The sequence below is a fragment of the Abyssicoccus albus genome, from assembly GCF_003815035.1.
Lineage (GTDB): Bacteria > Bacillota > Bacilli > Staphylococcales > Abyssicoccaceae > Abyssicoccus > Abyssicoccus albus.
Window position 1 is genome coordinate 202,762 of record NZ_RKRK01000003.1, and the last position, 13,989, is coordinate 216,750.

Here is a 13,989-nt window from a genome sequence, read left to right on the forward strand (position 1 = left end):
TATCTTTTAGCTTTTATGTCATTTCATCTAGCGTCTTATTACCAAGTGTATAGCTGACTAAAAAGCCAATAGTAAATGTGAACACAGTGATAATCCATACAATGATTGAGCTAGGTAACCCAGGAAATACGTTGAACAAAGAGCCAATGACAAGGCCAATAATTAACGAATATGTTAAATATGTGAAATGCGTTAACATATAATTAATTAATTTACTGGATACGATAAATCCAGTCATGACTCCAAGTCCTACAGCAATAATTACGGGTAATAAGGCAAAGTTAAATGATACAACTTCACTAACCGAATAAATCACGATGCCATAAAACCCTAGCAACAATAAGACGAATGACCCGCTAATACCAGGTAATAACATCGCACTCGATGCTAAAATTCCTGCAATATATAATTGGATTAACATCGGTGTTGTCAGTTCAACTGAGCTCACATCCGTTTTTTCCATTTGATTTAAACTCATCCATAACAATAACAAGACGCCTATAATAATGACAATATAATGTATCAGTTTAAAGTTTTCTTTAGGTTTAGATAGTCGCAACAAGAACGGAATAATCCCTGCAATTAAACCTAAAAAGAAAAATTGCGTCGGTATGACATGGTATTCGAGTAAATAACTAATCAATTTACTTAACGTACCAATCGCCAATATAATTCCAATACCGAGAGGCAATAGAAATAGAAAATTCTTTTTGAAGTGTTTTGAAAACAAACCGCTAATCGCTTGAATAAAGTCATCATAAATACCAAGCAATAATGCAATCGTTCCTCCACTGACACCTGGAATTAGGTCACTAATCCCCATAGCATATCCACGTAATATATTAATCCACTGTATCTGTTTCATAAGTTCACAAATCCTTTTATCATATCATTTTAGTCATATAACTTTATGATACATTAATATTTGTTATTTTTATACTAATTTAGTACTATTAATTTAGCTAATATATAGCATCTAATATAGAAGGAGTGCGGCAAGAATGACAAACATTGCATGGATTACAGACTCAACATGTGCATTAACAGAAGACTATATTAAAGTACATGACATTAAAGTCGCGCCATTGAAGTTAATTCTAGATGACAAAGAATATAAAGAAATGGATGAGTTGAGTTACGAGGAGTTCTATAAGTTATTTGACCATAATAACCAGAATGCAACAACGAGCCAGCCACCAATTGGTGAATTCGTTGAAATATATGAAGACATTCGCGATAATAGCGACTATGAAGTTGCGATAGCAATTCACGCTTCAAGTAAATTGACTGGAACGTATCAATCATCTCTAGCAGCAAGTGATCAAACAGGATTCAAAACATACGTGATTGATTCTAAAGTCGGATCATATCCACTCTCTAAAATGATTGAAGCAGGCATTGAAATGGCTGAACAAGGACATGAAATTGAACGCATTGTTGAAGTCATTCAAAAGATGGCACATACGTTAGAGATGTATCTGTTACCAGCATCATTAGACCAAGTGAAGAAGAGTGGCCGCTTAACTGGAGCGAAGAGCTTACTTGCAAGCATCTTGAACTTACAACTTGCGATTGGCTTTGATGATGGTGCGATCGTTCTGAAAGAAAAAGCACGTTCTAAGAAAAAGTTAAAAACTATGATGATGAATAAAATGGGTGAATTAATTAATCATGAGCACGTTAAAGAAATCTGCATTATGCATTGTGGTAATTTGGATGCTGTGAAAGAATGGGAAGAACGAATTCAATCACAATTCAGCTCAATTCGAATTGTTAATCAATATTTAGCTCCTGTTGCTGGAGTACACACAGGCCTAGGCACAATTAGTATTGGTTGGGTTCAAGATTTCAAATCGTTCTTATAATATCAAAGGGATGTGACTGCGTCACATCCTTTTTTTTGCTTTTTGAAACTGCATATTGTAATGGTACATTAATCGCAATCTGACACTATCCGTAATACTTGAGACCGACAACACCTAAAATAATGAGCAATAAACTGATTAGCCTTAACGGATGTTTCGACTCATTAAATAATACGATACTTGCGAGCACTCCAAAAAATGTACCTAAACCAACCCACACAGCGTATGCAATGCTCAGTTGTAAATATTGAAAGCTAAAATATAAAAATAAAAAACTCATAAAAAATCCACCGACAAACAATATAAAATGACGTATCGTATGTTTAGAACTATAAAGACTTAAGCCTATGACTCCGAGGACTTCGAAACATGCAGCTAACATGACATAAATCCAACCCATTATGATACTCCTTTGTAATGATCTGATAGATGCAAGCCAATGACTCCGATGGCAATGAGTGCTATACAAACTAAATGGATTAATGACAGTGTATTATCAAACCAATACATATCAATCAGCACTGTCCCAACGGTTCCAATGCCTGCAAACGTGGCATATACCGTGCTTGTCGGTAATCCTTCACACGCTTTCGATAATAAATAAAAGTCAAACGTGACAAATAAAATGACATAAAACCAGTCTAGCCATCCATTCGCAATGTTAAACCCTACAACCCATACAATTTCGCTTAAACATGTCCCGATCAAATATAAATAATACTTCATCCGATTCATCCTCTGATATTATATTGTGTATATCATACCAAAAAGGAGACTTATCAACATGATTAGAGGTTCTTTAACTGATCACAAAGGACGTTGTATTCATTACAACAGTGACGTTGATATCGTCAGCTATCGTTTTCCTAACGATCCACACTACTATCCGTGTTTTCAATGCTATGAAGCAATACACGGACATTTCCCGAGAAATAAATATAATATTTCAAGCGAAGAACATGCCGTTGTGTGTGGTGCATGTAAACAGACGATTGCAATTAATGAATACGTTCAAGTTAACCATTGTCCGCACTGTCATCATCAGTTCAATCCTGGTTGTCATGACCACTTCCATTTATACTTCAATATGAATTGATATGCATACTGTTTTCATTTTAGTATAATGGAATTGGAGAATTATCACTTATGAAATGAGGTGTTCTACATGGCTGATATCGGTCAGATTAATGCATTTGACGAGTTATTATCAGATGACGAAACATTTGTCATTATCGTTCAAGCGGTCATCAACAAGAAAGACAACTTAATTAAAGATGTACTACGTGAATACCCAAGTTTAAAAAAAGATGAGATGACGTCATTGCTCGTTCATTTAAAAGATTTCTACTTAAACGAGCCATTGAGCGATACGATTCAAGCATTTACGATCACTGTATATACGAATCAAAGTTATGCCGGGGACAATATATATGCCAACTTAAAACGCACACGAAAAAACCCGAAAGAATGGACACATACAGCTAAATAAAGTGAAAAACAGAAGGCATTGAACCCCTTCTGTTTTTCATTCAAAGAAAAGAAAGGTGAATTAAAATGAAACAGTCAATATATGATATTAAAGTGGCGACAGTACAAGGTGAGACATACGAACTTTCAAAGTATAAGGACAAAGTAATGATCATCGTTAATACAGCAAGTAAATGTGGATTAACACCTCAGTTTGAAGGATTACAACACCTTTATGATAGTTATAAAGATCAAGGGCTCGTCATTTTAGGATTCCCATGTAATCAATTTGCAAATCAAGAGCCAGGGAATGCTGAAGAAGCTGAATCTCTTTGTCAATTGAACTATGGTGTAACATTTCCTATGCACGAAAAAATTTACGTCAACGGCGACAACACTCACCCACTCTTTGAACACTTAAAGTCAGAACAAAAAGGACTATTCGGCAGTGCGATTAAATGGAATTTCACGAAATTCGTCATCTCTCGAGATGGTCAAGTCGTCAAGCGATTCTCACCGAAGGACGACCCGAAATCAATGAAGGAGACGATTGAATCTTTACTGTAATGTTAGGAGTTATACTATGAATCAAATTGAAGTCATAAATAGCCGTGTCAACAACTTAAAAAATGTCAGTGTCAATATACCAAAGCACCAAATTACCGTCTTTACTGGAAGAAGTGGCTCTGGTAAATCATCACTGCTATTTAACACAATCGCCTACGAATCGAATAGATTGCTCAACGAGACATACTCTAGCCATATCCAATATCAGCTTCCCCAGTACAATAAACCTGATGTTGATGAAATTCGAAACTTACCTGTCTCTATTATTATCGATCAAAAGCGTCTCGGAGGGAATTCACGGTCTACAGTCGGCACAATATCAGACATCTATTCGACTGTCAGATTGTTCTACTCTAGAATGGCAGAACCGTTTGTCGGATATTCAAATGTCTATAGCTTCAATAATAAAGAAGGCATGTGTACAACATGCGATGGATTAGGGTTTATCGATGATATAGATATCGATGAACTCATTCATTGGGACCGTTCATTAAATGAAGATGCAATCAACTTCCCATCCTTTAAGCCTGATAGTTGGAGAGGTAAACGTTACTTGTATTCAGGTCTATTCGATAATGATAAACCGATTAAAGACTATTCAGAAGATGAACTCAATAATTTCCTATATTCTCCTCAACGAACGTTGAAAGATGCACCGGAAAAATGGCCAAAGACTGCAAAGTTCGAAGGATTAGTTGTTCGCTTTAGACGAAATTTCTTACTCAATGAAAACTTCGAAAACAAACGATTTAAGAAAGACATTGATCGTGTAGTCACTCAAAAGAAATGTCCAGAATGTCAAGGCCAACGTTTGAACCATGAGGTATTGCGTGCAACGATTAACGGTATGAACATTATGGACTTTTGTGAATTATCGATTTATGATGCGATTCAATGCGTTAAAACATTACATCACAAAGAAGCACAACACGTCATCGATCGACTGTATGATCAATTAATTCGATTAGAGGAAATTGGTCTTGGTTATTTGTCGCTTTCACGTGAAACAAATACACTATCAGGTGGTGAGTCACAACGATTAAAGCTTGTAAAACATTTGAACAGTGCACTGAGTGATATCGTGTATATCATAGATGAACCAAGTGTTGGGCTTCACCCACAAGACATTATCAAAATTAATGCGATTATCCAATCGTTAAAAGATAAAGGAAATACCGTTTTAATCGTTGAACATGATCCGGATGTCATTCGCATCGCTGATTACGTCATCGACCTTGGTCCATATGCTGGAAGTGAAGGCGGAGAAATTATGTATAGTGGGGCTTATGAGTCATTACTTAATGCTCGAAATGATACAGCATACGCCTTAACAAAAAAGCACAAACTTAATGATTCACCAAGAACATCGAAGCAGCATACGACACTTACGAATGTGACCAAGCATAATTTGAAGATAGAGCATATCAATATACCAACAGATGTCTTCACAGTAGTCACTGGTGTTGCAGGATCTGGGAAATCAACACTTATTGTCGATGTGCTACCTAAGCATTTAGAGCAATCAATTGTCATTAACCAAAAAGCAGTGACTCAATCAAGTCGTTCAAATCTATTGACCTATTTAGATATTTTCGATGAAGTTCGGACATTCTTTAGCAATCGAACAGACTTGTCTAAAGGTTACTTCAGTTATAATTCCAAAGGTGCCTGCCCTAAATGTAATGGTAAAGGGGTCATTAAGACTGAACTTGCCTTTATGGGAAATAGTGAGCATCGGTGTGAAGAATGTAATGGATTACGATATAACGAAAAGACTTTATCTACTTATGTCGATGGATACAATATTTCTAATATTTTGCATATGACCGCATCGAAAGCAATTGATTTTTTCGAAGGATATGACAAAATTATCCACACATTACAGCAACTCAATGTTACAGGATTAGGATATATGACACTTGGACAAACGTTGGATACTTTATCCGGTGGTGAGTTACAACGATTAAAATTATCACAACATTTATTGAAAGCAACGACACCTTCTACATTCATCTTTGATGAACCAACAACTGGGCTTCATGAACAAGATATTCCAGTCTTAATGGATTGCTTTAAAATGATGATTGAAGAAGGACACGGTATCATTGTCATTGAACATAACCTATCCATTATGACTGAAGCAGACTGGCTGATTGATATCGGACCCGCAGCAGGACAACGCGGCGGTCAAATTATGGTTGAAGGACTACTGCAAGATGTCATTGACGATAAAGAATCCGTCACAATGAAACATTTGAGAAGGTATATTTCTCAATCATAATCAAAAAAATGCCCGAAGTATGGATTCCATACTTCGGGCATTTTGGTTGCATTAAGTTAAGTTGCCAGTTTCAACTTCTTCTATCAAATCTGCCAACTTAGAATTGGTTTTAGTTGGCAGTTTCTACTCATCCTATCAAATCTGCCAACTTAGAATTGGTTTTAGTTGGCAGTTTCTGCTCATCCCATCAAATCTGCCAACTTAGAATTGGTTTTAGTTGGCAGTTTCTGCTCATCCTATCAAATCTGCCAACTTAGAATTGGTTTTAGTTGGCAGTTTCTACTCATCCTATCAAATCTGCCAACTTTTAAAATATATGCAAGTAATTTTATTTACTTAAAATCTCCACACCTTTATTTATGATTGTGTCATATATCTTAGGTGGTGCCCATTTCGATAAATTACATAAGATATGAGAAGATGCTGTAGACTTGTAAATAGCTCTTGGTTTGTCATCTAAAATAGCGTGAATCATCTGGTTTCTCGTTCGTTCAACAGTTGGTGCTTTCTCCATCGAATTCAACATGAATCGTTTCACTTGTTGCATCTTCTGTTGATAATCTTTAGGACTTGAGTCTACATATTGATTCTCCATTGCACGATCTTTAAATGCGGTCTTAACGACACCTGGCTCAATCATTGAGACCTCTATATTGAACGGTTTAACTTCTTGTCTTAATGCTGTACCAATCGCTTTAATACTATGTTTCGTCGATGCATAATAACCCATTCCCGCACTGGATACATAAGCAGCACTAGAGCTTGTTAACACAATTCGTCCGCTTCGACGCGCTCTCATTTGTGGTAATACTTCGCGAATACAGTCCACCACGCCGAACACATTCACTTCAAATTGTTTCACCATTGCATCATGTGGCACCGCTTCGATTGGTCCGTATACTCCATAGCCTGCGTTACAACATACGACATCGATTCGTCCATGATCTGACGTTATGCCCTTCACAGTTTGTTGAATCTGTTCATAATTTGACATATCACACCGGTAACTATGTGCCCCTTGTTCACTCAACCACTGTGATTTATCCTTAGACCTTGCACTGACACATATCACGTGTTCGGTCTCTCTTAAAAGCTTTAACGTCACGGCTAATCCAAATCCACTTGTGGCACCTGTAATCCAAATTACTTTCGTCATTTCACAGTCACCTTCACATTCCCTTCTATTGCTCGACTAATCATACACGATGATTCTGCCTTCGCAAATATACGTTGAATTTTTGCATCGGTTTGTTCATATGAATGTAAGCCAATAATTGTCGGGTCGTGTATAATCTCTTTAAACGTTGGAATCCCTTTATCTGTTTCAACATGCGCGACTGAATTTAATTCAATTGAATCGAACTGAACCCGACTTGACTCTAATATTGCTGCGAGTGTAATTAAATAACACGTTGACGCAGCACCTAATAGCATTTCATCAGGATTCGTTCCGACACCTGGTCCATCCATTGATTCAGGAATGGATACGTCACTGTCCAACGCATCCATCTTGATCGTACCTTGGCTATTTCGACCGCCTGTCCATCTCCCTTTCAATTCAAAACGGTGTATCATAATAACACTCCTCATTCAATTTATATATACATATGTAAGTTATGTTAAACTATGAATATCTTATCTATTCAAGGAGTATTATATCATGACTTATGAATATCCTGAGATTTTCGAAATGGACAAAAAATACTATGTAGTGTTCAAAAAGACATTCGATGCATCACCATCTAAAGTTTTTGAATGTATTACAAAGCAAACGTCACAATGGAATGAAATGATACATTTTGATCAGGTTAAAGACGGCTCAAATTTCACACTCCAATTGGATGAAACGAATAGTTCATCACTGACGTTACCGATACTTTCTGTGTCGAATGATGAACTTCTAAAATTAGAATGGCCGAAAGGATATGTGCAATTCGATCTACATTCTCAAAGCCCCATTTCGACGATGTGTAGTCTAACACAAGTGAGCGAGACATTAAGCAATCGATTGATTCATGATATAACAAATTGGCATGTTGCTTTAATCAATATCGAGCAAATGTTATTAGATGCTAATCACCAATATGATAATGACGATTACAAACCTCTTTATGACTATTATGTTAAAGAAATGAATGCTCTATAACAAAACATTTGACAAAATTTCTAATACACTATAATATAGTGAACAATATATAAAAGGAGTCATGCTTTATGACACACGAATTAGTCATCACAACACAATTTAACTATTTTTGGAGCTATCTACAGTAAAGTGCTCATATGTCATCGTACATGTGAGTGCCACTCACATGTATGATGGCTTATTCGTGTATGCTTAAGCCATTACTAATGGTTTAAGCTAATAAAGTATCTCATTAAGAAGACTTACATTAGTTTATCCACAAACTAATGTAAGTCTTCTTCTTTTTTATATAAAATTTTCTTGGAGGGTGTTAAAAATGCAAAGTGGAAATCAATTCGGATCAAAACTCGGATTCATATTAAGTGCTGCCGGCAGTGCGATAGGACTTGGAGCCGTATGGAAATTCCCATATATGACTGCCCATCATGGCGGCGGCGCGTTTCTATTCATCTTTATCTTATTAACATTGCTCATTGGATTACCGTTGCTTCTTGCTGAATTCGTACTTGGTCGAAGTAAAAAAACATACCCCGTCAAAACATTTGAACTGTTAGGTGGAAAAAAACACTATAAAATCATTGGAATGCTAGGACAACTCGCAGTGTTACTACTATTATCTTTCTATAGTGTCATTGGAGGCTGGATCTTAATCTATATCGTACTCACGATTGGAGATATTATCGGACTGAATACACTCAATTCATCTGGAGATTTATTTAACAGTGTAATCGGTCATAGTATGATGGTTATTGTTGCTCAAGGTGCTTTCATCTTCATTACTGCTTTAATCGTTGGACGAGGCATCGAATCAGGTATAGAGAAGGCTAGTAAAATTATGATGCCTTTACTCTTTGTCTCATTCATTATCATCGTCATTCGTTCACTCACATTAGATGGTGCGATGGAAGGTGTTCAGTTTTTTTTACAACCGAATTTCAGTTCATTATCTAGTGAAAGTTTGATCTATGCACTTGGACAGTCATTCTTTGCATTATCATTAGGTGTTACTGGAATGATGACATATGCTGCCTACTTAGATGATGAAACAAGCTTGGTCAACTCAGGCATCTCTATCGTCAGTATGAACATTGTTATCTCAATCCTTGCAGGTCTTGCAATATTCCCTGCAACATTCGCCTTAGGCATCGATGTAGAAGAAGGTGGACCAGGACTATTATTTATCGTATTACCACAAGTGTTCGAACAGATTCCATTCGGCACACTGTTTTACCTGTTATTCTTAATGTTGTTCTTATTCGCAACGTTAACATCTGCGTTATCAATGATTGAAATTAACGTATCAAATGTCATTAAGGAACAGACATCTAAACGAATGTCCACTTCAATGATTATAGGATTAGTCGCATTTATTATCGGCATCCCTTCTGCTTTATCATTTGGAGTCCTTGGCGATGTTCAGCTCTTCGGTAAATCCATATTCGATACTATGGATTACTCAGTATCTAATATATTACTACCAGTTGGTGCGTTACTTATAACGTTATTTGTCGGTTACATTATGGATAAAAACATCATCAAATCTCAACTAAACGTCACAGATTCATCGATTAGCAAGACAATGTACACAATATGGATGATTATCATTCGATTTGTATTACCGATTATCATTATCTTTGTATTTCTTAATAATTTGATTAACTAGTTCCTCTCATCTAAAAAAGATTTCAACACAATCGCATGATTATATTGAGTATCGCGCGCAGCATATAACAACGTTATATCGTCTGTGCGTGATTTTTCAATTAATACTTTCAATGTTTCACTATCATTTTCTTTAAGTTCTTCCTTATATTGATTAGCGAATGCTTCAAACTTATCCTCATCATGATCAAACCATTTCCTAAGTGTCGAACTTGGTGCAATATCTTTCGCCCACAAATCATAATGCAAATCAGACTTCTTTATCCCTCTAGGCCATAATCCGTCGACTAAGACATTGTATTGATCACTATCTATTGTTTCATATACTCTCTTTATTCTAATCATTTACATCGCTCACTTTCTTATTGAATTGCATTCATAATAAATTCAATCAACTCTTTTTTATATCGATCGATATCGTCATCATGTTGAACGGTAATAAATCGCTTAGCCGTTGACTCAATTAATGAGATAATGAAAGTAATCGTATATTCTACATTCAGATCACTTCTAACATCCCCAGCTTTCATGGAATATAATAATCGCTCCTTTAGGACCGTTCTGAGAGGTTCATATAACATCTCCCAATCTGACTCTTCCATCACTTCATTCACACTTGCAAACACAATCAATGTTAATTTTGGACTGTCTTTTGACATTGTAATAATTCGATCAATGGATAACTCTAATAAGTAATAGACACCTTGTTCAACATCTGTATGTTCTTTTAAATAATCACTATACTCTTGAATACTATCAATACTTAATTTAGATAATAAGTCTTGTTTACTTTTGAAATATAAATAGAAAGTTCCTTGTGCAATTTTTGATTTCTTAACAATTGCAGAAATTCTTGTATTTTCAATACCATATTGATCAAATAACTCTTTTGCACTCTTCAAAATTATACTACGTTTGTCCTTCATAGACGGCATTATCTTCACTCCATTCAAAAATGACTGATTGTCATTCAATTATAAATATGCTAACATATATCTTAATTTAAAACATCAAAAAATCAAGGGTCTTCGGAATATATAGTGGAATTAGCATTTTGATAATTCGAAAAAAATAGTGGTTAAATCGGATTGTTTGGTGGAATGCTAAGGAAAAATAATAATACCACAAAATTATAAATCAAACACGGGTGATCACGGGTAGGTAGTCAAACAAGAGGGAATTATATTTTATCTTATTAAGGCGTTATAATGTACTGATAAAAAGATGCTCATATATGAACTTCAGGTTCTTGACACAAAAATCATTACACTATATAATGTAATTGTGAAATGGAGGAGGAAATAATGTCTGAAAACTGGTGTACACCAAAACCAAAACTAACGGAACGCCCCTTATTAGATACAGAGAACGCTGAAGGTTTAAGTGAGACCTTTAAAATACTTTCTAACGGGACACGGCTTAGAATACTGCATACCTTGCTTCGAACTCCAAATGCATCTGTTAGCGAGGTGGCAGAACAGCTTGAAATGAAACCTCAAGCCATTTCCAACCAACTTCAACGATTGATTGATAAAGACATCGTTCGCAGTATTCGTGAAGGCAATTTTATTCGGTACCGAATTGTTGATAATTGCGTCGTTAGTCTATTAGATCGAGGTTGGTGTTTAACCGAAGATTTACCTAAATAATAAGGAGGTGTTTAGTATGGAAAAATGTGCGAGACCGAACTGTAATTGTCTTCTTGGGGAAACAAAAGTAGAAGAAGCAGGAAAAGTTTACTGTAGTCAAGAATGTGTAGACAACTGTACTGATGAAGTTTGCGAGTGCAAAGATTGTAGCTGTGCAACTGCATAATTTAATAATTGTAAGGTTATCCCGTGTAACTATGGGATAACCCTTTTATTGTAGGATAGTGAATGATAGGTTTTTTGTTTTCAATCATATAAATGCTTTATGAGATTGATGTTAGTAAAATAATTAGCAATGATAATTTCAATATCAAATCTATATTTAATACTATAACATCACAGAGTAGTAAAGGATGAACAATATGTCAGACTTATTATTACTACCAGATCTTAAAACAATAGAACCACCACAAGAAAATGAATCCGACATGATGTTTAAAGTGGAAGCAACTTTTCCACCATAAAATCCGAATACCCATGGTTTATTGCACATCGTGTACGATAACTTTAACACAAAAAAATGAAGGATGATTAAATGTTACAGGATTTTAAATTTGTATTTAAAAAACCGTTGTTATTAGTATCTCTTGCAGTCATTTCATTATTTCCGGTTATATATGCATTGACATTTCTCGGTGCAATGTGGGACCCATATGACCGCACAGGCGATATGCAGTTCCATATAGTAAATGAAGATACAGGCAATGAGGATATAGAGCTCGGAAAAGAAATCGAAGCTGAGCTGAAAGATAACGACCAGCTGGACTGGCAATTTTCCACTCTGGAAAAAGCAGAAGAAGCAATTAAAAGCGGAGAATCATACGGATATCTGGAAATCCCTGCAGATGCTTCTGATAATGCCATGACCTTCTTAAGCGAATCACCGGAAAATGTAAACCTTAAACTAAAGACAAATCCGGGATTCAATTTCATCGGTTCAATTATGTCTGAACAAGTCGGTTCAGTCTTAGTCGAAACAGTTCAAAAAGAAATTACAGAAACATATACCAAAACATTGATTAGCGAACTCGGCAGTTTGTCTGACCAGAGTGATGAAGCACAAGATGCCATTGCTGAGCTGAAGAACGGTGCAGTCACACTTGACGATGGACTTGGCCAGCTCGAGGACAGCTCAGCGCAGTTAAAAGAAGGCGCTGACAACCTTGAAAGCGGCGCTTCACAAGTCAGCGAGGGAGCAGGAACACTGTATAATGGTGAACAGCAATTTACAGGACAGATCACTCAGCTGGCACCAATGCTTGGAAATTATGCACAGCCGGTTCAAGGTGCACAGTCAGAACTTGAAAATGGAGCAGGCCAGTTAAATGAAGCCAGCACACAGCTTGCTGGCGGGGCTTCTGAATTGAATTCAGGTATTGGGCAAATGAACGGCGGTATCAGCGAGTTGAAAGCAGGCTCCAGCGAATTGGCAGAAGCACTTACAGAGGTTGATACCAGATTTAACGAGCTGCTTGCGGAAATAGAAGAGCAGAATATTGTTTTCAGTGATGAGGGAGCAGAAGCGATTGCAAGTCCTGTTAACCTGGATATTGAGTCCATGGTGGATACACAAAACTATGCGCAGAGTTTTGCACCGTTAATTATTGCAGTCAGCCTGTATATCGGAGCTATTACATTTAATGTTGTATACCCGATGAATAAAATATTCGAAAATAAGAAAAATGTATTCAGCCAGTGGCTCAGCCGCGGTCTGCTGTTTTTATCTCACTCGGTAATCATTACAACTCTGCTGTATGCTGCAATTGTCTGGGTAATGCAGATTGAAATTGCCAGCCACTGGAGATTTTACTTTGCGATGCTTGTATGGTCTCTCGTTTCCATTTCCATTATAGGATTGCTGGTAATGATATTCGGCAACTTCGGAAAATTCCTCGGAATCGTGCTGCTGATTGTACAGTTATCATCAAGCGGCGGAACTTTCCCGATAGAAACTGCAAACAATTTCTATCAAACGCTTTATGAATTCCTGCCGATGGCATTCGTCGTGTCCAGCTTTAAAGATGCGATTTTCGGCCAGGCATTTAACATGGAATTCAGCACAATAATATATATCCTGCTAGCAATAGCTGCAGGTGCTTATCTGCTCGTATTGTTAGTATTATGGCTGAAAGATAAATTCCCTAAGTATGAAGAAAAAGCGAATAAAATGGCCAAATTTGAAAACTAAAAGTTCAGCCCGCTGACCGAGCGGGCTTTTTTCTTTATCGGCTTGTTTGGCATAGCATTTATGCCGACTTTCCTCATCATTCCCGCGCTTATATTTGCAGGACCCGGCGCAGGGACAACGTTCAGCCTCGCTGTAATGTTCTCCGTGCTGCGGACCCGTATTCC

The 13,989-nt window shown here is 36.6% G+C and carries 16 protein-coding genes; 9 read left to right on the forward strand and 7 right to left on the reverse strand.

The window, feature by feature from the left end; genetic code table 11:
• Nucleotides 1–13: 13 nt before the first annotated feature.
• Nucleotides 14–865, reverse strand: coding sequence for a polyprenyl-phosphate transporter PopT (gene popT / locus EDD62_RS06200; protein WP_123807950.1), 852 nt, complete (start codon nt 863–865; stop codon nt 14–16).
• A 136-nt stretch (nt 866–1,001) separates the two neighbouring features.
• Between popT and EDD62_RS06205 the strand changes: the two genes are divergently transcribed.
• The gene (locus EDD62_RS06205; RefSeq protein WP_123807951.1) at nt 1,002–1,865 is read left to right on the forward strand and encodes a DegV family protein; all 864 of its coding nucleotides are present in this window, start codon (nt 1,002–1,004) and stop codon (nt 1,863–1,865) included.
• Between the two features lie 85 nt (nt 1,866–1,950).
• On the opposite strand, the gene EDD62_RS06210 is transcribed toward EDD62_RS06205, so the two are convergent.
• Together EDD62_RS06210 and EDD62_RS06215 are read right to left on the reverse strand one after the other, a co-directional pair.
• Nucleotides 1,951–2,265, reverse strand: coding sequence for a DMT family transporter (locus EDD62_RS06210; RefSeq protein ID WP_123807952.1), 315 nt, complete (start codon nt 2,263–2,265; stop codon nt 1,951–1,953).
• Nucleotides 2,265–2,591, reverse strand: coding sequence for a DMT family transporter (locus tag EDD62_RS06215; protein ID WP_331463354.1), 327 nt, complete (start codon nt 2,589–2,591; stop codon nt 2,265–2,267). Before EDD62_RS06215 ends, EDD62_RS06210 begins: the two co-directional genes overlap by 1 nt.
• A gap of 58 nt (nt 2,592–2,649) precedes the next feature.
• Here EDD62_RS06215 and EDD62_RS06220 point away from each other — a divergent pair, with 58 nt between their 5' ends.
• The 4 genes from EDD62_RS06220 (at nt 2,650) to EDD62_RS06235 (ending at nt 6,180) form a co-directional block, all read left to right on the forward strand.
• Nucleotides 2,650–2,961, forward strand: coding sequence for a CHY zinc finger protein (locus EDD62_RS06220; RefSeq protein WP_123807954.1), 312 nt, complete (start codon nt 2,650–2,652; stop codon nt 2,959–2,961).
• A gap of 69 nt (nt 2,962–3,030) precedes the next feature.
• The gene (locus EDD62_RS06225; RefSeq protein WP_077139608.1) at nt 3,031–3,354 is read left to right on the forward strand and encodes a hypothetical protein; all 324 of its coding nucleotides are present in this window, start codon (nt 3,031–3,033) and stop codon (nt 3,352–3,354) included.
• A 65-nt stretch (nt 3,355–3,419) separates the two neighbouring features.
• Nucleotides 3,420–3,899, forward strand: coding sequence for a glutathione peroxidase (locus tag EDD62_RS06230; protein ID WP_123807955.1), 480 nt, complete (start codon nt 3,420–3,422; stop codon nt 3,897–3,899).
• Nucleotides 3,900–3,915: 16 nt separating this feature from the next.
• A complete protein-coding gene (locus tag EDD62_RS06235; RefSeq protein ID WP_123807956.1) occupies nt 3,916–6,180 on the forward strand; it encodes an ATP-binding cassette domain-containing protein in 2,265 nt (754 codons plus the stop codon).
• A 328-nt stretch (nt 6,181–6,508) separates the two neighbouring features.
• Here the strand turns inward: EDD62_RS06235 and EDD62_RS06240 are convergent, their stop codons facing one another.
• Both EDD62_RS06240 and EDD62_RS06245 read right to left on the reverse strand, forming a co-directional pair.
• Nucleotides 6,509–7,336: an SDR family NAD(P)-dependent oxidoreductase gene (locus EDD62_RS06240; RefSeq protein ID WP_123807957.1), complete on the reverse strand. Its 828-nt coding sequence runs from the start codon at nt 7,334–7,336 to the stop codon at nt 6,509–6,511.
• Nucleotides 7,333–7,758: an SACOL1771 family peroxiredoxin gene (locus tag EDD62_RS06245; protein WP_123808118.1), complete on the reverse strand. Its 426-nt coding sequence runs from the start codon at nt 7,756–7,758 to the stop codon at nt 7,333–7,335. The genes EDD62_RS06240 and EDD62_RS06245 overlap by 4 nt, the downstream gene beginning before the upstream one ends.
• 82 nt (nt 7,759–7,840) lie before the next feature.
• Here EDD62_RS06245 and EDD62_RS06250 point away from each other — a divergent pair, with 82 nt between their 5' ends.
• Both EDD62_RS06250 and EDD62_RS06255 read left to right on the forward strand, forming a co-directional pair.
• The gene (locus EDD62_RS06250) at nt 7,841–8,326 is read left to right on the forward strand and encodes a hypothetical protein (protein ID WP_123807958.1); all 486 of its coding nucleotides are present in this window, start codon (nt 7,841–7,843) and stop codon (nt 8,324–8,326) included.
• 316 nt (nt 8,327–8,642) lie between these two features.
• Complete coding sequence (locus tag EDD62_RS06255) at nt 8,643–9,989, forward strand: sodium-dependent transporter (RefSeq protein ID WP_123807959.1); 1,347 nt, start codon at nt 8,643–8,645, stop codon at nt 9,987–9,989.
• Here the strand turns inward: EDD62_RS06255 and EDD62_RS06260 are convergent.
• On the reverse strand, nt 9,986–10,333 hold the full coding sequence (locus EDD62_RS06260) for a DUF488 domain-containing protein (RefSeq protein ID WP_123807960.1): 348 nt from the start codon (nt 10,331–10,333) through the stop codon (nt 9,986–9,988). The two genes, EDD62_RS06255 and EDD62_RS06260, sit on opposite strands and share 4 nt — an antisense overlap.
• Before the next feature lie 17 nt (nt 10,334–10,350).
• Nucleotides 10,351–10,923, reverse strand: coding sequence for a TetR/AcrR family transcriptional regulator (locus tag EDD62_RS06265; protein WP_123807961.1), 573 nt, complete (start codon nt 10,921–10,923; stop codon nt 10,351–10,353).
• Nucleotides 10,924–11,292: 369 nt separating this feature from the next.
• Between EDD62_RS06265 and EDD62_RS06270 the strand changes: the two genes are divergently transcribed.
• Both EDD62_RS06270 and EDD62_RS06280 read left to right on the forward strand, forming a co-directional pair.
• On the forward strand, nt 11,293–11,637 hold the full coding sequence (locus tag EDD62_RS06270; protein ID WP_123807962.1) for an ArsR/SmtB family transcription factor: 345 nt from the start codon (nt 11,293–11,295) through the stop codon (nt 11,635–11,637).
• A gap of 535 nt (nt 11,638–12,172) precedes the next feature.
• Nucleotides 12,173–13,825 (forward strand): YhgE/Pip domain-containing protein, encoded by a 1,653-nt coding sequence (locus tag EDD62_RS06280; RefSeq protein WP_123807963.1) that lies wholly within the window; start codon nt 12,173–12,175, stop codon nt 13,823–13,825.
• Nucleotides 13,826–13,989 lie beyond the last annotated feature (164 nt).

Bases quoted from the DNA above. Each gene is read 5' to 3' on its own strand.
- EDD62_RS06215 (WP_331463354.1), bottom strand. From the start codon at position 2,591: ATGAAGTATTATTTATATTTGATCGGGACATGTTTAAGCGAAATTGTA.
- EDD62_RS06255 (WP_123807959.1), top strand. From the start codon at position 8,643: ATGCAAAGTGGAAATCAATTCGGATCAAAACTCGGATTCATATTAAGT.
- EDD62_RS06220 (WP_123807954.1), top strand. From the start codon at position 2,650: ATGATTAGAGGTTCTTTAACTGATCACAAAGGACGTTGTATTCATTAC.
- EDD62_RS06225 (WP_077139608.1), top strand. From the start codon at position 3,031: ATGGCTGATATCGGTCAGATTAATGCATTTGACGAGTTATTATCAGAT.
- EDD62_RS06260 (WP_123807960.1), bottom strand. From the start codon at position 10,333: ATGATTAGAATAAAGAGAGTATATGAAACAATAGATAGTGATCAATAC.
- EDD62_RS06265 (WP_123807961.1), bottom strand. From the start codon at position 10,923: ATGCCGTCTATGAAGGACAAACGTAGTATAATTTTGAAGAGTGCAAAA.
- EDD62_RS06235 (WP_123807956.1), top strand. From the start codon at position 3,916: ATGAATCAAATTGAAGTCATAAATAGCCGTGTCAACAACTTAAAAAAT.
- EDD62_RS06280 (WP_123807963.1), top strand. From the start codon at position 12,173: ATGTTACAGGATTTTAAATTTGTATTTAAAAAACCGTTGTTATTAGTA.
- EDD62_RS06230 (WP_123807955.1), top strand. From the start codon at position 3,420: ATGAAACAGTCAATATATGATATTAAAGTGGCGACAGTACAAGGTGAG.
- popT (WP_123807950.1), bottom strand. From the start codon at position 865: ATGAAACAGATACAGTGGATTAATATATTACGTGGATATGCTATGGGG.
- EDD62_RS06205 (WP_123807951.1), top strand. From the start codon at position 1,002: ATGACAAACATTGCATGGATTACAGACTCAACATGTGCATTAACAGAA.
- EDD62_RS06240 (WP_123807957.1), bottom strand. From the start codon at position 7,336: ATGACGAAAGTAATTTGGATTACAGGTGCCACAAGTGGATTTGGATTA.
- EDD62_RS06210 (WP_123807952.1), bottom strand. From the start codon at position 2,265: ATGGGTTGGATTTATGTCATGTTAGCTGCATGTTTCGAAGTCCTCGGA.
- EDD62_RS06250 (WP_123807958.1), top strand. From the start codon at position 7,841: ATGACTTATGAATATCCTGAGATTTTCGAAATGGACAAAAAATACTAT.
- EDD62_RS06270 (WP_123807962.1), top strand. From the start codon at position 11,293: ATGTCTGAAAACTGGTGTACACCAAAACCAAAACTAACGGAACGCCCC.